The sequence below is a fragment of the Providencia sp. PROV175 genome (genome assembly GCF_032707045.1).
GTDB classification, from domain to species: Bacteria; Pseudomonadota; Gammaproteobacteria; order Enterobacterales; family Enterobacteriaceae; genus Providencia; species Providencia hangzhouensis.
In genome coordinates this window covers 2450040-2474551 of sequence record NZ_CP120533.1, presented here as the reverse complement: position 1 = coordinate 2474551, position 24512 = coordinate 2450040, and the positions used below count along the sequence as shown (strand labels likewise).

24 protein-coding genes and 1 pseudogene are annotated in these 24512 nt (G+C 39.3%); 18 read left to right on the top strand and 7 right to left on the bottom strand.

Annotated features, from left to right (window positions below; translation table 11 throughout):
* Positions 1-266: 266 nt before the first annotated feature.
* The 3 genes from P3L44_RS11000 to P3L44_RS10990 are packed head-to-tail and all read left to right on the top strand — an operon-like array spanning position 267 to position 4096.
* Positions 267-2690 carry a DMSO/selenate family reductase complex A subunit gene (locus tag P3L44_RS11000; protein WP_272662293.1) on the top strand — a complete coding sequence of 808 codons (2424 nt, stop codon included), beginning with the start codon at positions 267-269 and terminating at the stop codon, positions 2688-2690.
* Positions 2691-2700: 10 nt separating this feature from the next.
* Positions 2701-3318 (top strand): DMSO/selenate family reductase complex B subunit, encoded by a 618-nt coding sequence (locus P3L44_RS10995; protein WP_140172414.1) that lies wholly within the window; start codon positions 2701-2703, stop codon positions 3316-3318.
* 1 nt (position 3319) lies between these two features.
* A complete protein-coding gene (locus P3L44_RS10990; RefSeq protein ID WP_140172415.1) occupies positions 3320-4096 on the top strand; it encodes a dimethyl sulfoxide reductase anchor subunit family protein in 777 nt (258 codons plus the stop codon).
* Positions 4097-4151: 55 nt separating this feature from the next.
* Here P3L44_RS10990 and cmoB read toward each other — a convergent pair whose 3' ends face one another.
* The 5 genes from cmoB to P3L44_RS10965 all read right to left on the bottom strand — a co-directional run bounded on the left by cmoB (position 4152) and on the right by P3L44_RS10965 (position 7391).
* A complete protein-coding gene (gene cmoB / locus P3L44_RS10985) occupies positions 4152-5123 on the bottom strand; it encodes a tRNA 5-methoxyuridine(34)/uridine 5-oxyacetic acid(34) synthase CmoB (protein ID WP_096864852.1) in 972 nt (323 codons plus the stop codon).
* 2 nt (positions 5124-5125) lie between these two features.
* Positions 5126-5875, bottom strand: coding sequence for a carboxy-S-adenosyl-L-methionine synthase CmoA (gene cmoA, locus P3L44_RS10980; RefSeq protein WP_272662294.1), 750 nt, complete (start codon positions 5873-5875; stop codon positions 5126-5128).
* A 131-nt stretch (positions 5876-6006) separates the two neighbouring features.
* The gene (locus tag P3L44_RS10975; RefSeq protein WP_140172416.1) at positions 6007-6405 is read right to left on the bottom strand and encodes an MAPEG family protein; all 399 of its coding nucleotides are present in this window, start codon (positions 6403-6405) and stop codon (positions 6007-6009) included.
* Between the two features lie 150 nt (positions 6406-6555).
* On the bottom strand, positions 6556-6960 hold the full coding sequence (locus tag P3L44_RS10970) for an NUDIX hydrolase (protein WP_004255045.1): 405 nt from the start codon (positions 6958-6960) through the stop codon (positions 6556-6558).
* A gap of 107 nt (positions 6961-7067) precedes the next feature.
* Positions 7068-7391, bottom strand: coding sequence for a DUF4377 domain-containing protein (locus P3L44_RS10965; RefSeq protein ID WP_272662295.1), 324 nt, complete (start codon positions 7389-7391; stop codon positions 7068-7070).
* 510 nt (positions 7392-7901) lie between these two features.
* On the opposite strand from P3L44_RS10965, the gene aspS reads away from it, so the two are divergent.
* From aspS to ruvB, 6 genes are all read left to right on the top strand, one after another.
* The gene (gene aspS / locus P3L44_RS10960) at positions 7902-9671 is read left to right on the top strand and encodes an aspartate--tRNA ligase (RefSeq protein WP_004255040.1); all 1770 of its coding nucleotides are present in this window, start codon (positions 7902-7904) and stop codon (positions 9669-9671) included.
* A 5-nt stretch (positions 9672-9676) separates the two neighbouring features.
* On the top strand, positions 9677-10108 hold the full coding sequence (nudB, locus tag P3L44_RS10955) for a dihydroneopterin triphosphate diphosphatase (RefSeq protein ID WP_140172417.1): 432 nt from the start codon (positions 9677-9679) through the stop codon (positions 10106-10108).
* Between the two features lie 30 nt (positions 10109-10138).
* Positions 10139-10882 carry a YebC/PmpR family DNA-binding transcriptional regulator gene (locus P3L44_RS10950; RefSeq protein ID WP_004255032.1) on the top strand — a complete coding sequence of 248 codons (744 nt, stop codon included), beginning with the start codon at positions 10139-10141 and terminating at the stop codon, positions 10880-10882.
* A 268-nt stretch (positions 10883-11150) separates the two neighbouring features.
* Positions 11151-11672 carry a crossover junction endodeoxyribonuclease RuvC gene (ruvC, locus tag P3L44_RS10945; RefSeq protein ID WP_140172418.1) on the top strand — a complete coding sequence of 174 codons (522 nt, stop codon included), beginning with the start codon at positions 11151-11153 and terminating at the stop codon, positions 11670-11672.
* A 162-nt stretch (positions 11673-11834) separates the two neighbouring features.
* Entirely contained in the window at positions 11835-12452 is a 618-nt protein-coding gene (gene ruvA / locus P3L44_RS10940) for a Holliday junction branch migration protein RuvA (RefSeq protein WP_210835616.1), read from the top strand.
* Between the two features lie 16 nt (positions 12453-12468).
* On the top strand, positions 12469-13479 hold the full coding sequence (ruvB, locus tag P3L44_RS10935) for a Holliday junction branch migration DNA helicase RuvB (protein WP_004255021.1): 1011 nt from the start codon (positions 12469-12471) through the stop codon (positions 13477-13479).
* Positions 13480-13584: 105 nt separating this feature from the next.
* Here the strand turns inward: ruvB and znuB are convergent, their stop codons facing one another.
* On the bottom strand, positions 13585-14370 hold the full coding sequence (gene znuB, locus P3L44_RS10930) for a zinc ABC transporter permease subunit ZnuB (protein WP_140172420.1): 786 nt from the start codon (positions 14368-14370) through the stop codon (positions 13585-13587).
* Complete coding sequence (gene znuC / locus P3L44_RS10925) at positions 14363-15130, bottom strand: zinc ABC transporter ATP-binding protein ZnuC (protein ID WP_004255015.1); 768 nt, start codon at positions 15128-15130, stop codon at positions 14363-14365. The genes znuB and znuC overlap by 8 nt, the downstream gene beginning before the upstream one ends.
* Before the next feature lie 76 nt (positions 15131-15206).
* Here znuC and znuA point away from each other — a divergent pair, with 76 nt between their 5' ends.
* From znuA to P3L44_RS10880, 9 genes and pseudogenes are all read left to right on the top strand, one after another.
* Entirely contained in the window at positions 15207-16166 is a 960-nt protein-coding gene (gene znuA / locus P3L44_RS10920) for a zinc ABC transporter substrate-binding protein ZnuA (RefSeq protein WP_140172421.1), read from the top strand.
* 20 nt (positions 16167-16186) lie between these two features.
* Positions 16187-17527: a murein DD-endopeptidase MepM gene (gene mepM / locus P3L44_RS10915; protein ID WP_140172422.1), complete on the top strand. Its 1341-nt coding sequence runs from the start codon at positions 16187-16189 to the stop codon at positions 17525-17527.
* 117 nt (positions 17528-17644) lie between these two features.
* Positions 17645-18619, top strand: coding sequence for a lauroyl-Kdo(2)-lipid IV(A) myristoyltransferase (gene lpxM, locus P3L44_RS10910; RefSeq protein WP_140172423.1), 975 nt, complete (start codon positions 17645-17647; stop codon positions 18617-18619).
* A gap of 200 nt (positions 18620-18819) precedes the next feature.
* Positions 18820-19278 carry an IS200/IS605 family transposase gene (gene tnpA, locus P3L44_RS10905; protein WP_272574914.1) on the top strand — a complete coding sequence of 153 codons (459 nt, stop codon included), beginning with the start codon at positions 18820-18822 and terminating at the stop codon, positions 19276-19278.
* Between the two features lie 449 nt (positions 19279-19727).
* Positions 19728-20585, top strand: a complete 858-nt coding sequence (locus tag P3L44_RS10900) for a LysR family transcriptional regulator (protein WP_272662297.1) — start codon at positions 19728-19730, stop codon at positions 20583-20585.
* Positions 20586-20798: 213 nt separating this feature from the next.
* Positions 20799-21293: a fimbrial protein gene (locus P3L44_RS10895; protein ID WP_316928282.1), complete on the top strand. Its 495-nt coding sequence runs from the start codon at positions 20799-20801 to the stop codon at positions 21291-21293.
* 126 nt (positions 21294-21419) lie between these two features.
* Positions 21420-21749: pseudogene (locus P3L44_RS10890) on the top strand (molecular chaperone); the annotation flags it as partial.
* 69 nt (positions 21750-21818) lie between these two features.
* The gene (locus tag P3L44_RS10885) at positions 21819-22022 is read left to right on the top strand and encodes a hypothetical protein (RefSeq protein ID WP_272662298.1); all 204 of its coding nucleotides are present in this window, start codon (positions 21819-21821) and stop codon (positions 22020-22022) included.
* Between the two features lies 1 nt (position 22023).
* A complete protein-coding gene (locus tag P3L44_RS10880) occupies positions 22024-24510 on the top strand; it encodes a fimbria/pilus outer membrane usher protein (RefSeq protein WP_272662300.1) in 2487 nt (828 codons plus the stop codon).
* Positions 24511-24512 lie beyond the last annotated feature (2 nt).

The following is a 24512-nucleotide window of genomic DNA, read 5'->3' as shown; positions in this document are numbered from 1 at the left end:
TGATATGGAAATTTTAAATAGATTGTTATTCACTAAGGAAAATCAATTAGTTGGTTTTTCTTAGTGTTTATTAGCTACCATGCAGTTAATTATTGCTAAAATAGTCGATAGAAATACTAATAATATGATTTATTTATCATTAATAGCTTAATTATTGCTTGTGTTGATGCATGTCAATTAACCACTTTTTTTATAAGGCTACTATCTAATTACTATAAGAATACTAAGGTAATTCAATTTATAATAATTAATAAGGTAGCAATGTAATGATCAATAAAATCAGGGAAAAAGCGCTGAGTAGGCGACAGTTTATCCAAACTTCTGCCTCTATCGCTACAACAACGGCTATCGCCAGCTCCATCTCACTACCTTTTTCCGCTCAAGCAACACCAACCATCACAATTCAACCAGATGAAGTCAGTGAAAAAATCAAATACAGCGCATGCTTAGTTAATTGTGGCAGTCGTTGCCCACTTAAAGTACATGTGAAAGATGACGTCATTACTCGTATATCGAATGAAACCATGTATGACGACACTCAGTTTGGTTTACATCAAATACGTCCTTGTTTGAGAGGGCGCTCTGTTCGCTGGAAAACCTATAACCCAGACCGCTTGAAAGACCCATTATTACGTACAGGTAAACGGGGAGAAGGCAAGTTTAAACGGATCAGTTGGGATGAAGCGACGACGATAGTGGCACAAAAATTGCGCTCAACTATTGATACATATGGCAATGAAGCGATTTACTATCAGTATGGTTCAGGATCTACCGGTGCTAATTTACAAGGACGTAATGCTTGCAAGCGGTTATTAAGCCAATTAGGTGGGTTTCTTGACCAACATGGAACCTACTCAACCGCACAAATAAACGGTGTTATTCCGTATGTTTATGGCAAGTTGGATGATTCGCTGTTATCTGAAATAGCCAATAGCGATTTAGTCGTCATGTTTGGCCATAATATCGCGGAAACACGGATGTCCGGTGGTGGGCAATTCTACGAAACCTTAAAAGCGTTGGAAAAAAGCCAAGCTAAAGTCATTATTATTGACCCACGTCGTACTGATAGCGTGACAACACTAGGTGCTGAATGGATCCCGATTTATCCGGGCACTGACGGTGCGCTTGTCGCTGCGATTATCCATACATTAATTAAAGAACAATTAACGGATGAAGCCTTTTTAGCTCAATACTGTGTGGGTTGGGATAGTCAGACACTCCCTGAGTCTGCACCAAAAAATGGTTCCTATAAGGATTATATTTTAGGGCTCAGTGATGATGGTATTGAAAAAACGCCGCAGTGGGCTAGCCAAATTACAGGCGTCTCACCAGCTCGTATTATTCAACTGGCTCGTGAGCTGGGTAATGCAAAAGCCGCGTGGATTTCTCAAGGTTGGGGGTTACAAAGAACGGCATCAGGTGAACAAGCTGCACGGGCTGTGATGATGTTACCCATTGTTACGGGGCATATTGGACGCCCAGGAACGAATGCGGGAGGATGGGGAGGAAACGTAGCGTATTCTGTGCCAGGTTTTGCTATTCCAAACCCAGTTAAAACCAAAATTCCGTGTTTTATGTGGACAGATGCGATAGCGCGCGGTACCGAAATGACCGCGACAAACTCGACACTGCTCGGTAAAGAACGACTTGAAACCAATGTGAAATTTTTATGGCACTATGCGAGTAATGTCACGGGTAACCAACATTCTGACTTAAATAAAACCCACAAAATTCTAACGGATGAGTCCCTATGTGAATTTATTTTGGTTTGGGATACGCATATGACGCCATCGACTAAATATGCGGATTTAATTTTACCTGATGTGACCAGTGTTGAATCGAATGATTTAATTAATAACTCGTATGCCAGTGGTGCTTACCATTATGCTATCCGCCTACAAAATGCGATTACGCCATTATGGGAATGTCGCCAATCTTATGATGTTTTAACTGATATCGCTGAAAAACTGGGTATTAAAGACCAATTTACCGAAGGCCGTACACATGAGCAGTGGATAGAACATTGCTATAACTTGATGCGAGAAAAAAATCCACATTTGCCAACGTTCGAAGAAACGAATGACATGGGAATTGTTGATAGAAAATTGGCGAATAGTGCAGATTATATTGCTTTAAAACCATTCAGAGATTCACCTGAAACCTCACCATTACCAACACCATCGGGTAAAATTGAAATTTATTCAGAAAGGCTCGCTAAGATAGCGAAAGAGTGGGATTACCCTGCTGACCAGCGAATACCTGCTGTGCCTGAATATTGTGTGAATACTGAAGGCGTTGAAAATAAGCAAGCTAAACAAAAATACCCGCTGCAAATGACTGGCTATCACGATAAAGGCCATGCGCATTCTTCATATTTTAATATTGCGATGCTACGCGAAGCCGTTCCGCACCAGTATTGGATTAACCCAATTGATGCGTCTGCTCGTGGTATTCAAGATGGTGATGTGACTGAAATTTTCAATGACCGTGGATGTATGCATATTAAAGCAAAAGTGACAGAACGCGTATTACCCGGTGTGATTGCAGTTCCGCAAGGTGCTTGGCGAGAAGTCAATGAAGAGGGGGTCGATATTGGTGGCTGTATTAATACACTCACCACACAGCAGCCTTCCGCTCTCGTTAAAGGAAATCCGCAACATACTAACTTAGTTGACGTGAAACGTGCATAAGGAGTGACGAATGAAACAGTATGGTTTTTATTTTGACTCAACAAAATGCACAGGTTGTAAAACGTGTCAGGTGAGTTGTAAGGATGAAAAGGACCTTGATTTAGGGCCTAAATTCCGTCGGGTATACGAGTTTGGTGGTGGAAGTTGGCAACAGCAAGAGGGGATATGGCAACAGAATGTTTATAGTTACTATCTATCAATTTCTTGTAATCATTGTTCTAACCCTACCTGTGTTGCAGGTTGCCCAACCGGTGCAATGCATAAACGTGAACAAGATGGGTTAGTAGTAGTAGACCAAACCATTTGTGTCGGGTGCCGTTACTGCGAACTACGTTGTCCATACGGCGCACCACAGTATGACGAAAAGAAAAAATTGATGAGTAAATGCGATGGGTGCTATGAGCGGGTCGAAAAAGGGATGAATCCTGTTTGTGTTGAATCTTGTCCACAACGCGCATTGGACTTTGACGATATCAACATTCTTCGCGAGCGCCATGGCAATATTAGTGGGATTGCCCCCATGCCAAACCCAGCTCTTACTAATCCTAATATTGTCATTAAGCCGCACAAGGATGCTAAACCTTGCGGTGACAAGAGCGGTAAATTACAAAACCCAGCAGAGGTATAACATGCACGAACTTCCACTCGTTTTTTTCACCGTATTGGGGCAGTCGGCAGCAGGTTTATATTTATTGGTATATGCGAGCCGAAAACTGGGCATGTTGGGCGAAACCCAATTGCGTCATGCCAATATAGCGGCATTTGTCATTATGATCATTGCGCTAGCCATCGGTGGGCTACACGTTGGGCAGCCTCTGCGCTTCTTTAATATGCTTTTAGGTGTAGGCCGTTCACCAATGAGTAATGAAGCTTTGCTTAGTGGTATTTTTGTTGCTTTTGGGGCTGCAACTTTATTATTCACCTTGTTTATTAAAAATAAAGCGCTAAGTGAACTGTGCAATGTTGCCACGGTTATTTTTGGTTTGGCATTCGTCTGGTCAATTCCTCAAGTGTATAATATTGCGACGGTAGCCAATTGGTTTACTGTTTTCACAACCGTACAAATGTGGATGACTCTGTTAGTTGCTGGTGGCGCATTGGCTATTCTATTCGGTGCTCAGCGGTTAGGGGCGATGGCATTTTTGATTGGTTCAATTATTATTTTTGCCACTCGTGCCGCTTATGTGTCATTTTTAGGCGAAACAGGACCAGAGATTAGCGCTGAACAAGCTGGTTTTTGGAGCTTCCAGTTAGTCGTATTAGCGGTGATGCTGTTCGTTTATCCGGCTCTATTATATCGCGGAAGAAACTCATCTGTAATATTAGGCTTATGTGCGCTAGCCGTTATTTTAGCGGAGTTAGTTGGCCGAATTGCCTTCTATAATTTATGGCAAATAACAATGTAATATCTTGATAAAAAAGAAATAAAATGCCTACGACGTAATTGCCATAGGCATTTTTTTATGGTTTACGAGCAACTAAAATAGCGCGTAATGGTGCAGGGTAGCCCTCGATAGTTTTGGTTTTATCATTAGGGTCTAAAAATTCAGCCAATGAATCTGTTTTCATCCATTGTGTGCGGCGTTGCTCTTCCAAAGAGGTCACTTCTTGGTCAACAATCCGGACATCAACAAAACCACATTTTTCTAACCAAACTTTGAGCATTTTAGCGGAGGGAATAAAATAGACATTACGCATTTGAGCATAACGGTCACCGGGGATCAAACACTGAAATTCATCCCCCTCAATAACTAGACTCTCTAAAACCAATTCACCTTCGCTCACTAATTGGTTCTTAAGTTGCCACAAATGGTCAAGAGGTGAACGGCGGTGATAAAGTACACCCATTGAAAACACAGTATCAAATGCCTTTAACTCTGGCAGTTGTTCGATACCTAAAGGCAATAAGTGCGCACGTTGGTCATCGCCCAATAATTTTCTCACCGCCTCAAATTGGCATAAAAATAATTCAGTTGGGTCGATACCGACAACAAATTTGGCATCTTGCCCTAACATACGCCACATGTGATAGCCACTGCCGCAACCGACATCTAAGACATAACGGTCCTTTAGTGATGAAATATGGGGTAATACGCGATCCCATTTCCAGTCAGAGCGCCATTCGGTATCAATATTCACACCATAGAGAGAAAAAGGGCCTTTACGCCATGGCATTAATTGTTCAAGAATATTATTCAGGCGCCGAGTTTCACCGGCTGTGAGCTCGGGTTCACGTGTAGCAGTCACGCTGTTGCGTAAATCCAAATCAGTAGGGACCATTACTGGCAGGTTATCTAGCATTTTTTCCCATGAAGAAAAACCACCGTGTAACCCTTGTTTTTTCCATGCTGAAAGTTGTGCCGGAAGCGTTTCAAGCCAATGACTTAGGGGGCCAACCGCAATTTGTTGGTAAAAACGACCAAAATCAATCATGCTTAGGCCTCTTTAACCGCTAACAGTGAACCAAAATTAAAACACTGGAACCAAACTTCACAGTGAGTAAAACCTGCATTTTTTAAACGCGCTTTATGTGCTTCAACAGAATCTGTGAGCATCACGTTTTCTAACATGCTACGTTTTTGGCTGATTTCTAATTCGCTATAGCCATTCGCCCGTTTGAAGTCGTGATGCATATTGAATAATAACTCACCGATTTCATTATCTTCGAAGTTAAATTTCTCAGAAAGGACTAAAATACCGCCGGGTTGTAGCCCTTGATAAATTTTACTGAGTAATAATTGGCGATCTTCTGGGTTGAGAAACTGCAAAGTAAAATTGAGCACAACCATAGAGGCGTTTTCAATATTTACATCACGAATATCACCTTCTATAACTTCAACCGGTGTGTCAGCACGATAGGCATCAATATGGCGGCGGCAACGTTCAACCATTGCAGGGGAGTTATCAACAGCAATAATTTTGCTTTTTTCTACTGTAATATTACGCCTTATCGATAAGGTTGCTGCACCTAAAGAGCAGCCTAAATCGTAAACATGGCTGTTGGGTTTGACAAAGCGATCCGCTAGCATGCCAATCATCGTAATAATATTAGAGTACCCTGGCACGGAGCGTTGGATCATATCAGGGAATACTTCAGCCACTTTTTCATCGAATTGCCAGTCACCAAGGTTAGCGATAGGCGCAGAGAAAAGGCGGTCTTTTGAGGTTGGATCCGAGTTTGACATAAGTTCTGTATTAATCAAAAACAAAAGTAGGGAAGGATTGTATCAGAAAGGCAGTCTACTGAAAATCAATCCATAAGCAATGAAATAATGAGCGGCACATTAATAATTCGTGCCGTTACAGAGAATAAAAACTAAAGATTAAATGAAACGATTTGTAGCCAAGGTAGGTAATAAGTATTGGCGATAACCATCAGCGCCATAGCAAGGTAAGTTGCTGCCATGCCTGAACGGCGATATGAGTAATCGTGATTTTTTAAACCATAAGAGTGCAGTATTCGCCCTGCAATTAAGATCAAGCCACAAATATGAATCATCCACACTTGTGCGCCATTCATTTCCATTAAAAGCAATAAAATTAAAGAGATGGGAATGTATTCGATGGCATTACCATGAACGCGGATTGCGGTTTGCAACTCATAAAAACCGCCATCACCATAAGCTATACGGTATTGATTACGCAGCTTCACAACATTTAAGGATAATCTAAGAAGCAGTAAGGCACCCAGTACAGCGTACAAAGAGCTGACCATTTTTTACTCCACCATAAAACGAATCAAACTATGAAAACACCTAAAAATATAAGTTATAGTAATGGGTATTAACAATATTTGGTGAATTGTAAATCCTAAAAAGCCGTTCGACAAATGAAATCACAACTTTTTTAAGTAATCACATAGGCTTTATTGAATTAATCCGTCTTTTTTTAATTGTGACAGAATGGTCACCGCAGTACTTGAGCAGCGAGGTAAATCGTTAATGCTAAACCAATCCAATTCGGCAATCTCAGCAGCAGGATGGGGTTCGCCTCTATAGTCCGCAAAGTAGCAACGAATACGGACTTGCGTTCCATCTGATTTTCCATCAGCAGGGCCAATAAACTCGCCATAAAACCGGATAGAACTGATAACTAAGTCGAGTTTTAATTCTTCGGCAATCTCACGGCAGAGTGCTTGTACATCCGTCTCACCTTGTTCGCGTTTTCCACCGGGTATATAAAACAAACTTTTATTATGGGAACGCACCATCGCAATTTTGTGATCTGATAGGGTGATTAACCCAAGCTTATCGATGATTTTAACACTCATAATAGGGTCACTCTATTATTTACTGATGATAAAATAATTATGGTTATAAGTGAGTCATTAAGTAAACTGATAAAATTACTTAATGACTTAAATTAAATTTTTAAATGCTATTTCTTTTCAACGATTTTTATCAATTCATAACGAATACTTGGGGCATCAGCCGGTGGGTTAGGTACATCGAATTGCTTCACTTGTACAGTATAAGTGAAGCCTGGTTGATATTCGAAGCCTTGAATTGAGCTATAAAAAAGTTGCCAGTCATCACTAGGGTTTTCTTTCACTTTCATACACTTCATTGGGGCAACGCCCATACAATCAGCAAGTGAAGAATCAATATAAAAAGTTTTTGTATTATCAGTCTCTGCGGGTTTCATGTTTTGGCATCCAGCGAGTAGTACGAACATGGAAGTGGCAAGTAAAAATTTTTTCATGGGCAATCCTTAAACTGCAGATGATGATTAATTCAGCGTTATATCTATATATTTTGATTATAGCAAACTGAAAAAGGTAACGATTCTGAAATAGAAAGATTAATGATTAAAGAGGTATTTATTAATCAATAATTGAATTGGAATGCATTAAGTGATGATTTTTTGCTCAAAAAGGCTTCGAGCTGATGAAATAAACCTTTGCTGCAATATGTACATGGTGCGGATAGTCCCTTAAAATCGATAGGATCATCGTGATAGACGTCTATCTCGCTATTCAATTTTATTATTGTTGATTAGTAAAACAATAATTGATGAAAATATGATTAAAAACAAAATGGTTTACGCGTTATGTAGAATACGTAACTATTTGTCTAACAGAATTTCCTGTATAATGTCTGCCTTTTTGACATTCTGAATTTTCAGCCCGTGTTTCGCAAATAAATAGGGTTCAGCAAAATGCCAAAATCCCGCAGCAAGCAAAAGCACAACAGCTGAGTAAAAGGATATTGTATGCGTACTAATTATTGTGGGCAGTTAAACATCGCTCACGAAGGCCAAAAGGTCACTCTTAGTGGATGGGTAAACCGCCGCCGCGATTTAGGTGGTTTGATTTTTATCGATATGCGTGACCGTGAAGGTATCGTGCAAGTTTTCTTCGATCCCGATCGTAAAGACATATTTGAAAAAGCGTCAGAGCTGCGTAATGAGTTCTGTATCCAAATCACAGGGACAGTACGCGCACGTCCAGATAGCCAAAAAAATAAAGACATGGCAACGGGCGAAATTGAAGTTTTTGCTGAAGAACTGAATGTTTTTAATAAGTCAGAGCCACTGCCGTTAGATAGCAACCAAACAAATACAGAAGAGCGTCGTTTAAAATATCGTTATTTAGATTTACGTCGCCCAGAGATGTCTGACCGTCTGCGTACGCGTGCTAAAATCACCAGCTTTGTTCGTAACTTTATGGATAAAGAAGGGTTCTTGGACGTTGAAACGCCAATGCTAACCAAAGCAACGCCAGAAGGTGCTCGTGACTATTTAGTACCAAGCCGTGTTCATAAAGGTAAATTTTACGCATTACCGCAATCACCACAATTATTTAAACAATTGCTGATGATGTCAGGTTTTGACCGTTATTATCAAATCGTAAAATGCTTCCGTGATGAAGACCTACGTGCGGACCGTCAACCTGAATTCACCCAAATCGATGTTGAAACCTCGTTCATGACCGCAGAGCAAGTGCGTGAAATTATGGAACGTATGATCCGTAATTTATGGTTAGAGGTAAAAGGGGTTGATTTAGGCAACTTCCCAATCATGACTTTTGCGGAAGCTATGCGTCGTTATGGTTCAGATAAACCAGACTTACGTAACCCAATGGAGCTGGTGGATGTTGCGGATATCGTAAAAGATGTTGAATTTGCGGTGTTCTCAGGCCCAGCAAACGACCCGAAAGGTCGTGTTGCGGCCCTGAAAGTCCCCGGTGGCGCAGCTATGACCCGTAAACAAATCGACGAATATGGTCAATTCGTTGGTATTTATGGTGCGAAAGGCTTGGCTTGGATGAAAGTCAACGAGCGAGCTAAAGGCCTTGACGGTATTCAAAGTCCAGTTGCAAAATTCTTGAGTGAAGACGTGATTAACCAGTTATTAGACCGTACTGGTGCCGTTGATGGCGATATCTTGTTATTCGGCGCGGGCGCGAAAAATGTGGTGACCGATTCAATGGGTGCGCTACGCTTGAAAGTCGGTCGTGACTTTGAATTAACCGATTTAAATAGCTGGCAGCCACTGTGGGTGATTGATTTCCCAATGTTTGAAGATAATGGTGAAGGCGGGTTAACTGCGATGCACCATCCATTTACGTCTCCTAAAGATTTCTCACCTGAAGAACTGGCGAGTAAACCTGAAGAGGCCGTTGCTAATGCGTATGATATGGTCATCAATGGTTACGAAGTTGGCGGTGGTTCAGTCCGTATTCACCGCAACGAAATGCAACAAACGGTATTTAGTATTTTAGGTATTAATGAAGAAGACCAACGCGAAAAATTCGGTTTCTTATTAGATGCATTGAAATATGGTACACCACCACATGCAGGCTTAGCATTTGGTCTTGACCGTTTAGTGATGCTGTTAACAGGAACGGATAATATTCGTGATGTTATTGCTTTCCCGAAAACAACAGCGGCCGCGTGTCTAATGACGAATGCACCGAGCCATGCTAACCCGGATGCATTAACGGAACTTGCTATCGCTGTGGTTGCGAAAGACGAAGAGTAAGTTCAATGAAAAAATATAAGCACCCAGAATCAGTATTAGTCATTATTGTGGCTCAAAATAGTGGACGGGTGCTTATGTTACGACGTAAAGACGACCCAGGCTTTTGGCAATCAGTGACCGGAAGTTTGGAGCCTGATGAAAAACCGTATGAAACGGCGTGTCGTGAAATTAAAGAAGAAACAGGTTTTGAGGTTGAACAAAACCAGCTGCAAGATTTGTCGCACAGTATCATCTTTGAAATTTTCCCACATTTCAGGCATCGTTATGCACCCGATGTTACGCATTGCAAAGAACATTGGTTTAAAATGGTGCAAAGTGAAGAAAAAATGCCATTACTGACGGAACACAGCGAATATCGTTGGCTAGCACCAGATGAAGCGGCGAGCTTAACGAAATCCTGGAGCAACAGTCAGGCTATTTTAGAATTTGCTGTTTAATTATTTATTGACGTTTTTTGGAGATATTTCATGGCAGGTCATAGTAAATGGGCCAACACCAAACACCGTAAAGCGGCACAAGATGCTAAGCGCGGTAAAATTTTCACTAAAATTATCCGTGAATTAGTGACTGCAGCGCGTTTAGGTGGTGGTGATCCCGCAACAAACCCACGTTTACGTGCAGCGGTAGATAAAGCATTATCTAACAACATGACTCGTGACACCTTAAACCGTGCTATCGCTCGTGGTGTTGGTAATGATGATAACGATAATATGGAAACCATCATTTATGAAGGTTATGGCCCAGGCGGAACGGCTGTTATGGTTGAATGTTTAAGTGATAACCGTAACCGTACTGTTTCTGAAGTGCGTCATGCATTTACTAAAACGGGTGGTAACTTGGGGACAGACGGCTCTGTTTCTTACTTATTTACTAAACGCGGCGTAATCACCTATGCGCCTGGTGTTGATGAAGATGCGATCATGGAAGCGGCATTAGAAGCGGGTGCTGATGATGTTGAAACTTATGATGATGGCGCAATCGATGTTTACACAACGCCAGAAACTTTTGGTGAAGTGAAAGATGCATTAGATGCTGCGGGTTTCACCAGTGAAGCTGCAGAAGTCTCAATGATCCCATCAACTAAAGCCGAGTTAGATGCAGAAACAGCGCCTAAATTGTTACGTCTTATCGATATGTTAGAAGATTCAGACGACGTTCAGGAAGTTTACCACAATGGTGATATTTCTGACGAAGTCGCTGCCACACTGTAAGTTGTGAGGCACTAAATGGCGGCCTAGTCATTTAGCATAATCCGCGTAGAGAAAGCGGGCTGATGCAGCCTGTTTTCTCTAACGCCTTCGATGCTTTCCTTCCTTTTATTCGCTATACTTGGCTAAGTATCAGTGCCATAACTCGCCTTTATTATCACTATTCTGAATGTTGGATTTGATATTCAAATAGCTATTTGATTGAAATTGATAGTATTATGAAGCTTATTAGAACAACATGATTAATATAAAGAGGCATAAGTAAATTTATATGGCGATTATTTTAGGTATTGATCCTGGCTCTCGTATTACGGGGTACGGTGTTATTCGCCAACAAGGCCGGCAACTACTGTATTTAGGTAGTGGGTGTATTCGTACACAAGTTGATGATTTACCAAGCCGTCTGCAACGAATTTACGCGGGCGTCTCGGAAATTATCACTCAATATCAACCGGATGTATTATCCATTGAACAAGTTTTTATGGCGAAGAATGCGGATTCAGCATTAAAACTTGGGCAAGCTCGGGGGGTTGCGATTGTCGCCGCTGCAAACATGAATATACCCGTATTTGAATATGCGGCTCGTCAGGTTAAACAAACAGTTGTAGGCACAGGAGCCGCAGAAAAAAGCCAAGTACAACATATGGTTAAATCGATTCTGAAGTTGTCAGCGAGTCCACAATCTGATGCGGCAGATGCTTTGGCAATTGCGATAACACATTGCCATTTCAATCAAAACCTTTTAAAAGTTGGCGACCCACGGTTAGTTTTAACTCGAGGTCGTTTAAGATAGCGAGTTTATCTTAAACAGAATTGCTTATTAATAAATAGCTCGTAGCTGGATATGCATCCAGCATTTTTTATGGTATAAACAACAGTATTAATGATAATAAATCAACCTGTTCAGGGTTTAGATAGTATGTTCAGGGTTTAGATAGCAATAGAGGGCTTCAATGTGATAGGTCGTTTACGTGGTATTGTTTTAGAAAAGCAACCTCCAATCGTATTATTAGAACTACAAGGTGTTGGTTATGAAGTCCATATGCCAATGACTTGTTTCTATGAGTTGCCCGAAATTGGTCAAGAAGCGATTGTGTTCACTCACTTTGTTGTTCGTGAAGATGCTCAATTACTATATGGGTTTAATGATAAGCAAGAAAGGGCATTATTTAAAGAGCTGATCAAAGTAAATGGTGTTGGCCCCAAATTAGCCCTCGCGATTTTATCCGGTATGTCTGCTCAACAATTTGTTTCCGCTATCGAACAAGAAGCTATTGCATCACTGGTTAAATTACCTGGAATTGGTAAGAAAACCGCAGAACGTTTAGTGGTCGAAATGAAAGACCGCTTCAAAGGCCTCAATGGGGATTTATTTAATCCAAATAGCGACATTAATCTGCCAAATGTAAACAGTAAAGTTCCCAATATGGCGGATATCGAAGCAGAAGCTGCCGCCGCATTGATTGCTTTAGGGTATAAACCACAAGAAGCAAGTCGAATGGTGAGTAAAGTTGCAAAACCGGATAGCGATTCTGAAACATTGATCCGTGATGCCCTTCGTGCCGCACTTTGATTGAGAGAATTTTAATATGATTGAAGCTGATCGCCTAATAACTGCTGAAGTATTACAGTCAGATGAAGAAGCTATTGACCGTGCGATCAGGCCAAAGCTATTGAATGAGTATATTGGTCAGCCTCAGGTTAAAGACCAAATGGAAATATTTATTCAAGCAGCGAAAATGCGAGGCGATGCGCTTGACCACCTGCTCATCTTTGGCCCTCCAGGGTTAGGAAAAACAACTCTAGCAGGGATTGTTGCAAATGAACTCGGTGTTAATCTGCGTACAACTTCAGGGCCCGTATTAGAAAAAGCAGGCGATTTAGCTGCCATGCTAACTAATTTAGAGCCCCATGATGTCCTATTTATTGATGAAATCCATCGATTATCCCCAGTTGTTGAGGAAATACTTTATCCCGCAATGGAAGATTACCAACTCGATATCATGATAGGTGAAGGGCCTGCAGCGCGCTCGATTAAAATTGATCTCCCGCCTTTCACATTAATTGGTGCAACGACTCGGGCAGGGTCGCTCACATCACCATTACGTGATCGCTTTGGTATTGTGCAACGGCTAGAATTTTATCAAGTTGATGATTTACAACATATTGTCAAACGTAGTGCCCAATATATGGGGTTAGATATCACCGAAGAAGGTGCGCTACAAGTTGCGATGCGTTCAAGGGGAACTCCACGTATCACTAACCGTTTGTTACGTCGTGTGCGGGATTTTGCTCAGGTGAAAGGTGATGGTTCGATTGATGGGCTAATTGCTAACCAAGCTTTGGACATGTTAAATGTCGATGCTGCAGGTTTTGATTATTTAGATAGAAAGCTTCTAGTTGCTATCATTGATAAATTTATGGGTGGTCCTGTTGGTGTTGATAACCTCGCAGCAGCCATTGGGGAGGAGCGTGAAACCATAGAGGATGTTTTAGAGCCTTATCTTATCCAGCAAGGTTTTATTCAGCGTACCCCTAGAGGTCGAATGGCGACGGTTCATGCGTATAACCACTTTGGCTTAACGCCTAAAGAAATTTAATTATATTAAATGAATAAATATGGCCCCAACATTGTTTTCAATGTTGGGGTCATTTACATTAAAAATAGTATGTAATGACTGAAATTATGTAGCTTAAAGCTTAAATTAATTTTTCGCTTTTATTACTAAGCTAAGTACAAATAGTATAGCCGACACCAACACAACTGACGGCCCAGCAGGAGTATCGTAGAAAGCAGAGAAAGTTAGCCCCCCGGTTACAGCAATCATACCAATTAAGACAGCGATGAAAGCCATTTGCTCAGGTGTTCGAGCAAAACGCCGAGCCGTTGCTGCAGGTATAATCAATAAAGACGTAATAATTAACGCCCCAACAAATTTCATAGCGATACCAATTGTTAGTGCGGTAACTAACATTAGTAATAAACGCAGTCTTTGAATATTAATCCCATCAACAAAAGCAAGTTCAGGGCTAACTGTTATCGACAAAAGTGCCCGCCAACGATAAAAAAGCAACCCGCAAACGACAATAACACCAATAAAAATCGTTATAATATCTTCATAGCTTACTGAGAGTAAGTCACCAAATAAGTAAGCCATTAGGTCAACACGGACATTAGCCATCAAGCTAACAACGACTAAACCTAAAGACAGTGAACTGTGCGCCATAATACCCAGTAGAGTATCAACAGCAAGTTGTGGCCGCTTTTCTAGCCAAACTAAAATTAAGGCCAATAACAAAGTGACAGCAATAACAGCATAGAATGGGTTGATATTTAATAGAAGCCCAAATGCGACGCCTAGCAATGAAGCATGAGCTAGTGTATCGCCAAAATAGGACATTCGGCGCCACACAACAAAAGAGCCTAAAGGACCTGCCGCAATGGCAAGTAGCATGCCTGCTACCCAGCCGGGTAATAGTAACTCAATCATGTTTGCAGTCCTTGCTGTGTTGGTGACCAACAATAATATTGCCTTCTAAATCATGTTGATGATTATGTTGATGACGGTATACACCGAGTTGTTGAGCACCCCGATAACCAAACATTGCCACAAACTCAGGGTGGTTTGAAACAACGTCTGGCGCGCCAGAACAGCAAATATGGCCGTTAATGCAAAGTACTTTATCTGTTTTTGCCATCACGAGATGTAAGTCATGGGAAACCATTAATACAGCACAATTAAGCTCAGTTCTTAATTGATTAATTAAATCATATAGTGCAACTTGGCCTGTAATATCAACACCTTGAGCGGGTTCATCGAGCACTAACAGGTCAGGTTTATTGAGTAGGGCGCGAGCCAGTAAAACACGTTGAGTTTCACCGCCTGATAATTTTTGCATCGGTTGCTCGAGTAAATGCGTTGCTTTGACTCTTTCGAGTGCAGGTAACAAATGCTCTTTACGAGCACCGAGCTTTAATAACATAAAACGTTTAACAGTAAGAGGTAGCGTGGTATCCAGATGAAGTTTTTGTGGAACATAGCCAATAGCAAGAGAAGAGGGACGCGTAATGGTACCTGATGTAGGGGCAAGTAACCCGAGTACAACACGTACAATAGTTGATTTTCCAGCGCCATTTGGGCCTAAAAGGGTTACGATATCACCTTTATTCAGTTCAAAGGTAACATCGTTAAGGACCTGTTTTTCACCAAATGAAACAGAAATTTTATTTAAAGTCAGTAATGGTTGCATATGAAAAACATCTTGCAGAATTCATTTTGTGTTATATTATAACATTTCAAAATCAAAATCACGGAAAAAGACTGCTATGATACATAAATCGAAAAACATTGCCTGCAAATTTCTTTTCGGGGCGGTGGCGACCTCCATATTAAGTGCAACTATGGTATCAACTGCTAATGCTGATGTTGTAACGTCAATTCGCCCTCTGGCCTTTATTGCCGCAGGGATTGCAGACGGTGTCACTGAGACACAAGTTTTATTACCAGATGGTGCTTCACCTCATGATTATGCACTTAAACCCTCTGATTTGAAAAAAATTAAACAGGCTGATCTATTCGTATGGGTTGGACCTGATATGGAAATGTTTTTACAGAAGCCAATCAATACATTACCACAGAATAAACGCCTAGCATTGGCTGAGCAGAAAAACATTAAGCCACTACTTATGGCGGAGTCACATGAAGATGAACACGACCATGAACATGGAGATGAAGCTAACCATGACAGGGATCACGAACATCATCATCATGGTGAGTATAATATGCACGTTTGGTTATCACCAGAGATCGCAAATTTTGCTGCGCAAGACATTTATGGACGCTTAGTAGAGCTTTATCCTGACCAAAAAGATAAGCTAGACGTAAACCTTCGTAAATTCAAAGAAAATATGGCGCAAAATGATCAGAAAATTGCTAAGATTTTGCAGCCAGCTAGAAACAAGGGTTATTTCGTTTTTCACGATGCTTATGGCTACTTTGAAAAACACTATCAACTCGCTCCTTTAGGGCATTTTACGATAAACCCAGAAATACAGCCAGGCGCGCAAAAATTACATCAAATACGAACACAATTGGTTGAGCATAAAGCGCAATGTGTTTTTGCTGAGCCACAATTCAGGCCTGCTGTGATTGAAAGTGTAGCACGTAATACGGGGGTGAAAATGGGAACTCTCGACCCATTAGGGATTGGGCTGGCTATAGGGCCGGATAGCTACATGAAGTTTTTGACTCAATTATCAGAGCAATACGCCAGCTGCCTGGATTAAAAATAGAAGGAATTGTTTAAGTGCAGCAAATGGCCAAGAGTCTGGTTCAGGTATATGGTAGCCTGTCTAGAACACATAAGATTGTATTAAGTACGCTCACTGTAGCGACTATGGCCGTCGCAATTTGGCGGCCAGTTCATGTACCAACGACAACTGAAAATGATGGCACACCGGATACCATCATACCGCTCTCATTATTACCTGCAAGTGATGCTACCGACGATATAATTCAAGACAGTAGTGAACAGCTACCTGATGAAGGCCTTGCTGATACCGAAGCTGAAGCAATAGAGACAGGGGGAGAAGCTGCGCCTCTCCCCCATGAATATGTTGTTGCAAGTGGTGATAACTTAACGACTATTTTAACTCAATTCGGTATTGAAGCTGGGGATGTTGCAACGCTATCTAACCAACATAAGTCATTGAGAAACCTTAAAATAGGCCAATCCTTAAATTGGTCTTTAACAGAACAGGGTGAGTTAGAATCATTGACTTGGGATGTTTCTCGCCGTGAGACCCGTATTTTTACCCGCGTAGGAACGACAAATAAATTTGAAGAAACTAAGCAAATTCGCGAAGGTGAATGGACTAACAGTGTTTTAAAAGGTACGGTTGACGGTTCGTTTGCACAAAGTACAAGCAAAGCGGGCTTAACACGTAATGAAGGCCGTGAGGTGATTAAAGCTTTACAATGGCAGGTTGATTTCAAAAAATTGAAAAAAGGCGATAAATTCAGTGTGTTAATGAGCAGAGAAATGCTTAACGGGCGCAGTGAGCAGAGCCAACTCATTGGTGTTCGTCTGCAAACTAATGGAAAAAGCTATTATGCTTTTCGTGCTGAAGATGGGCGCTATTATGATAGCGAAGGGAATGGCTTAGAACGCGGTTTCTTACGTTTTCCAACCGCTAAACAGTTTAGAGTGTCTTCACAATTCAATCCTCGGCGAGTTAACCCAGTTACTGGGCGTGTAGCACCGCATAAAGGTGTGGATTTCGCAATGCCTGTTGGCACGCCAGTACTTGCTGTTGGTGATGGTGAAGTGATTGTTTCAAAATACAGCGGCGCTGCAGGCAACTTTATTGCTATCCGTCATGGGCGTCAATACACCACTCGTTACATGCACTTACGCCAATTGTTAGTTAAGCCTGGGCAAAAAGTTAAGCGTGGTGATAGAATTGCGCTATCAGGTAATACTGGGCGTTCGACCGGGCCTCATCTACATTTTGAAATGTGGGTGAATCAACAAGCAGTAAATCCACTTACTGCGAAATTACCAAGTTCTGGTGGCTTAACAGGAAAAGAACGTAAAGAATATTTAGCGCTAGTAAAAGAAACGAAACCACAACTTAAACTACAGTAACGTAAGTTTCTATTTTATCGCTGGCAGGTACTTGTATCTGCCAGTTTTCTTTGTAATGCTCCCGCAAACTATTATTATAAGCTATAGAGAGATAGCTAATATTCACTTGAGTACAGCATGAATAGAGATCAAGACACTGATAGTAAAAAAGGCTATATGCCAACTTTTCACCGTTCTTATCTATTACCTAAATATTGGGGGGTATGGTTAGGAGCGGGTATTTTGGCAGGATTGGCTTTCATTCCGGTTAAAATCCGTGACCCTTTACTCGCTAAAATAGGAAAATGGGTTGGGCGATTGGCTAAAAGTGGCCGTCGTCGTGCCAAAATTAACTTACTTTATTGTTTTCCTAAATTGACAGAACAACAACGAGAAGAATTAGTTGATCGTATGTTTGAAACCGCACCACAGTCTTTTGTTATGTTGGCAGAGCTATGTCTTCGTGGTGCAAGTAAAACGCTAGCTAGAACGCATTGGCATAATCAAGAAATTATAGAGCGCTTAAAACAGCAGCAAAGCAATGTTATTTTTATGGTTCCTCATGGCTGGGCCGTTGATGCACCAGCGATGTTATTAGCAGCAAAAGGCCAGAAAATGGCTGCAATGTTTCATCACCAAAAGAACCCAGTTGCAGATTATTTATGGAATAAAGCGAGATACCATTTCGGGGGGCGCTTGCATTCAAGAGAAGCGGGTATTAAGCCTTTTATTGCTTCTGTTAGACAAGGATATTGGGGGTTTTATCTTCCAGACCAAGATCATGGTGAGGAGCATAGCGAATTTGTTGATTTTTTTGGTACATATAAGGCAACATTACCTGCAATCGGTAGGTTAATGAAAGTTTGTAAAGCGAAAGTTGTGCCACTATTTCCCGTTTATGACCATAAAACGCATCAATTGCATATTTTTATCCGTGAACCAATGGATGATATCGATGGTAAGGACGATAAGTATATTGCACGAAGAATGAATGAGGAGCTGGAATATCTGGTTTCCCCGAACTTAGAACAATACACATGGATACTAAAGCTATTAAAAACGCGAAAAGAGGGAGAAATAGAACCTTATCAGCGAAAAGATCTTTACCGTTAGTGTCCAGATGTACAGAATAATTTTTAAGCCATTACCTTTTGAGTAATGGCTTTTTTGTGCATAGAAAACCCCCAGCTAGGCTGGGGGTTCCGTAAAGCTTTCAGCTTTGAATAAGATATTAAAACCCCTTTTGATTTGTTAAAACACCTTGCGGTCTGGCAACTGCAAGAGTCAAACAAAAAATCAAAAGGGGGGTCCCAATGGGGGACGAAAAGAGCTTAGCGCATACACGATGGAATTGTAAATATCACATTGTTTTTGCCCCAAAGTATAGAAGGCAAGTTTTCTACGGTGAAAAACGTAGGGCGATAGGTAGTATTTTAAGGAAATTGTGTGAGTGGAAAAATGTCAGGATAGTGGAGGCAGAATGTTGTGTTGACCACATACACATGCTTCTAGAAATCCCACCCAAGATGAGTGTTTCGAGCTTTATGGGGTATTTAAAAGGAAAAAGTAGCCTAATGCTTTATGAGCAATTTGGGGATTTAAAGTTTAAATATCGAAATAGAGAGTTTTGGTGCAGAGGGTACTATGTTGATACGGTAGGAAAGAATACGAAACGAATACAAGAATGTATAAAACATCAGTTAGAACAGGATAAATTGGGAGAGCAATTGTCGATCCCCTATCCGGGCAGCCCGTTTACGGGCCGTAAGTAATCCATAGATGCAAATGTCAGGGCCGTTATGCGCCTGTTAGGGCGCGGCTGGTAACAAAGCCTTATAGGCGCATATTAAAAACCTCCGGCTATGCCGGAGGATATTTATTTTTTTGTCTAAAAGTGTGCTCATCATAGAAATATACACTTAATCCTCATAATTTTGAAAAGCTGGGTACCATTATTAATGGTGTATAGTTATTTAATTTATTTTTATATTTCTTGGTTTTATTATTAGGCTGTTTTTAGTTACTTGTATTGATCTTTTCGAGAGTATAAGAGAACTGATAGCTTTACATAAAAAATATCCCCTATTAAAAATGATTATCGATATATCAAAATAAATAACTTAAAAATTTTTAAATATATGAGTAAATAAGGAATGGTATGTAAAAGTATTTATTAACGATAAATAAAATATATCTCCCAGGTTAATAATTTGGAGACTCTATGGTTAAAACCCGAACTACGTTAGACCAATGGATAACCCTACAAGCGGTGGTTGACTACGGTGGTTTTGCTCAAGCAGCTGAAATCTTGCATAGAACACAATCATCAATTAGTTATACTATCAGTAAATTAGAGCAAACGTTAGAAATTGAAATATTTTCTTTAGAAAAACGTCGTGCAGTATTAACTAAACAAGGGGAACAGTTATTAGCGTTATCAAGAGAAGTAACAAGTAAAGCGATTTCATTAGAAGAGGTTGCCAAATCATTAAATTATGAGGGAAATAATAAAATTAATATAGTTATAGATTCGCTATATCAAAGTGATGAAATACTTAAAAAAATTGGAGAGCTAAGCTGCTCTAGAAAGGATTATGATATTGATCTTAAGAAGATTTCACTAAGAAAATCAGATGTTTTTACAATTAAAAATTATGATTTACTAATTACTCATCATTACATTGAGTCGTTAAATCCCATATTTCTTGAACAGGTTGAAGCGGTGCTTGTAACCAACCCAAATCATAAGCTGCAACATTGTTCAGTTGACAATATACTGAAAATAATGGAAAAAACAGCCTCAATTTCTTTGAAGCTTACAGGTATGAATGGGATCAAAAGCATCCAAACTATCCATATTTCTAATGTGGAATTAGCAATTAAATTAGCCGAAAATTCGGTTGGTTATTTATGGTTGCCGAAAAATTTAATCCAGAAAGAATTAAATAATAATTCATTAAAAGAGCTTGAAATAGTAAATAAAAAGTCGTTCTATAATTTTTATATGTATATTAATAAAATCTCAATGGCAAATGAAATTTTAAAAAACTATCTGATTGCTAATAAAAAATCTAAATAAAATAGCCAGTTCATAAATGATAAAAAAAAGCATTAATATTTTAGATGCAATTTTAAAAAATTCAATGTATCCATTGGTTAACTTAACTAAAGGTAGATGATATATTTCTTCTGAACTACAAATATGAGTGATTTATTTGTTTATGTAGTAATTAATAATTAAAAATCTATATTATAGGAACTATTATGAGTATTTTAAAAAAAATCCCTAACTATAATAGGGGTTACTTTAGCTGTAACATCTACGCCAACTGTTTTTGCTTCAGGTACAATTAACTTTACTGGGGAAATAACTGATATAGCTTGTACAGTTGATAGCAACTCAAAAAATTTAAATGTTGACCTTGGAAAGGTATCAGCTAAAAGTTTAGCCGTACAAGGAGAAGTGGCGGGTTTAAAAAACTTTACTATTAAACTTGTTGATTGTCCAACAAACTCCAAAGTAACTGTGCGCTTCGGTGGCACACGTGATACCGCAGACAACGATATTCTTGCAATTAACCAAGCTGTAGGCGTTGCAAATAATGTCGGTGTTGCTTTATTTGAAAAAGATGCAATAACGCAAATTAAGTTGTTTGAAGATTCAAAACAAATTGAATTCGATGGTACAACAGTAGACTTAGACTATGTTGCTCGTTATAAAGCGACTGGTGTAGTAACTGCAGGGCCTGCTAATAGCAGTGCAGTATACAGTATTCAATATCATTAACTAATTGGAGAGTGACAATGGTTACTCTCCTTCTTATTTCAATATAATGGTTGTTTTATGAAAAAAATATTTTTTTCAATCTGTATATGTTTTTTTTCTATAACTAGCACCTCTCAAGCCTAAGGGATTAGTGTAGGTGGAACACGTTTTGTCTATGAAGAAAATAAACGTGAAATTGATATTCCTATTTTCAATAGTGATAAAGAAAAACCTTTTTTAATTCAAAGCTGGGTATCACCATTTGGCGGAGAGGGGAAAGCACCATTTATTGCCATACCACCATTATTTCGTATTGAGCCAGATACAAATGGTTCAGCTAGAATTTCTTATATAGGTGAGTCTATCGGTTCAAATACTGAACAAATTTATTTGCTTAATATCAAATCAATACCACCAAAAAATAATAGTATTGAGAATGAACTACAGATAATCATAAATTCACAGTTTAAATTATTTTTAAGGTCGAAAGATATAGAGCCATTCGACTTTAAAAAAATTTTTTTAGTTGAGAAACCAGATGGGATTATGATTGATAACCAAACTCCATATCACTTATCAATCAAAAATATCCTTGAAAATGGCAGGGTTATTGACGGTGCTAGTTTAATATATCCATTCAAAAATGACTATATCATTAAGAAAAAAATAAATAATGGTGACTCAATAGTTGTTCAATTTATCAATGACTATGGCGCTATTATAGAGAAAAAACCAAATAAGAGTCTCTAAGATGCCAGTTTTTTGTAAAAAAAATACGCTTATGTATTCTAATGTTTTTACTGCGATTAGCTTAATATTTTATATCAATAATACAATTGCTAAAGATATTTTTGATATTAATGCAATTAATTCCGGAATGGAAAACCAAGTCGCAGATATAAATAGTTTAGGCTACCTATCATCTGCGGGAGGGCAATTGCCAGGAGATTATTTTGTTGATATCTATATAAATGATAAATTGGTTGATAACAAGAATATAAGGTTTTTATTTGATGATAAAGCTAAAAAATTATCTCCTGAAATAACAAAAAAAATGCTGCTAAACTGGGGTGTGAAAAACTCAGCAAGTGAAAAGTTTTCAGCAAGTGGAGAGGACGAATATTTGAATGACATTAGTAAAATTATTCCTGGTGCTAATTATCAATACAGATTTGAAACCCAACAATTACAAATTAGTATCCCACAAATTGGATTAGAAAATACGAGTAGAGGCTATATTGAACCAAAGGAATGGGACGATGGAATCACCGCTACATTTGTTAACTACACAGTTCGGTTTAATAAACATTGGTACCAAAATAAGAATAATAGCGATAATTCGTTCTTAGGTTTAAGAAGTGGTATTAATATGGGCGCTTGGCGTTTCCGTAATCATAGTACCTACAGTAAAACGACATATGAAACGAATTGGAATAATCTACAAACTTATGTAGAACGTGATATTCGTAGCTTAAAAAGCCGCTTAACGATTGGTGAAATATCCTCTGATAATGGCGTAATAGAGAGCACCCCTTATCTTGGAGTGAAGCTAGTATCTGATGAAAGTATGTTACCTCAAAGTGAAAGGGGTTTTGCACCTACAGTGACTGGTCTTGTACAATCAAACGCGATTGTTACTATCAGCCAAAATGGCAACGTGATTTATCAAACCACCGTGCCGCCGGGTAGGTTTGCGATTAATGATTTGTATCCAACGTCATATAGTGGTGATCTTGAGGTCACAATTGAAGAAGCTAATGGCACGGTAAGGTCTTTTGTTCAGCCTTTCTCTGCAGTGCCAATGATGCAAAGAGCCGGCACATTAAAATATAGCGTAGATATTGGTAAATATAATGTTGATGGTGCACGACGTAAACCTAATTTTGCGCAAGCATCAGCAATTTACGGCTTGCCATATAACTTATCCGTTTATGGAGGTTTCTTAGTTTCTCAAGACTATCAAGCCTACACAATAGGTGCTGGAGTAAATTTAGGCAATATTGGCGCGATATCAACAGATATTACAGAAGCATCGGTACAATTGATTGATAAAAAGAGTGCGAAAGGGCAAGCGTATCGAATTCAATATTCGAAATACATTCCAAATACAGGCACTTCTTTTTCTTTGGCGTCATATCGTTACTCAACAAAAAACTATTATGATTTTTCTGATTTGAATAATTATCTTTATAATATGGGGCGAAAAAAACAACAGTTTCAAGCATCAGTCTCTCAGTCACTTGACGAAATCGGTTATTTATCGGTGAATGGTTACCAGCAATATTATTGGGACAAAAGTGGTTCTGATAAAAGTTTAACAATGAGTTTTAGCTCTAATTATAATTCATTGAATTACAGCGTTGCTTATTCTTATATTAAACAAGACTATTCAAAAACAAATGACCAAATGCTGTCATTCAATTTGAGTATTCCTTTTGATTTGGGTCGAAAAAATAATTGGGCTAACTATAGCTATAGTACCAGCAAAAATGGAGATTCGATTAGCTCATTAAGTTTTAATGGTATGCAATTAGTAGATAATAATTTGCAGTATAACCTTACGCAAAGACATAACCATAGCCGTAATGAATTTAGCAGTTCCGTTAGTGCAAACTATATAGTTTCATCAGGAGAATACAGTTTGGGTTATAACTATGACCCTAAATATCATGCTATCGATTTCAGTGCAACGGGAGCACTATTATTGCATTCTGGCGGGTTAACGACCTCTCGTACTATCTATGATTCTGCAGTGCTCGTTAAAGCAGAAGATATAGACAATTTAAAAGTAAATAACGCGCAATCACTTTACACTAATTCGTCAGGTTATGCAGTAATTCCCACAGTGACTCGTTATGAACGAAATAAAATTAGTGTCGATACTGCAACATTAAGTGGCAATAATGATGTTGCGATTAATACAACGACAGTCGTTCCTACTCAAGGTGCGATTGTATTAGCTAATTTCCAAGCAAAACGGGGTGCTAGAGTTTTATTAAAACTCAAGTATGCGGGAAAAGCAATTGCATTTGGTACACAAGTTTCTGTTATGGAAAGTGAGGAACAAGTTACAGGCGGTATTGTTGCAAATGATGGGGAAGTTTATTTAAGTGGCGTTCCAGAGCAAAGCAAGATAATAGTGAAATGGGGCAACGGTAATAATCAACAATGTACAGTTCCACTTTTATTATCATTAGAGAATGAAAAAATTCAGTTTATAGAACGAGTTTGTGAATAGGA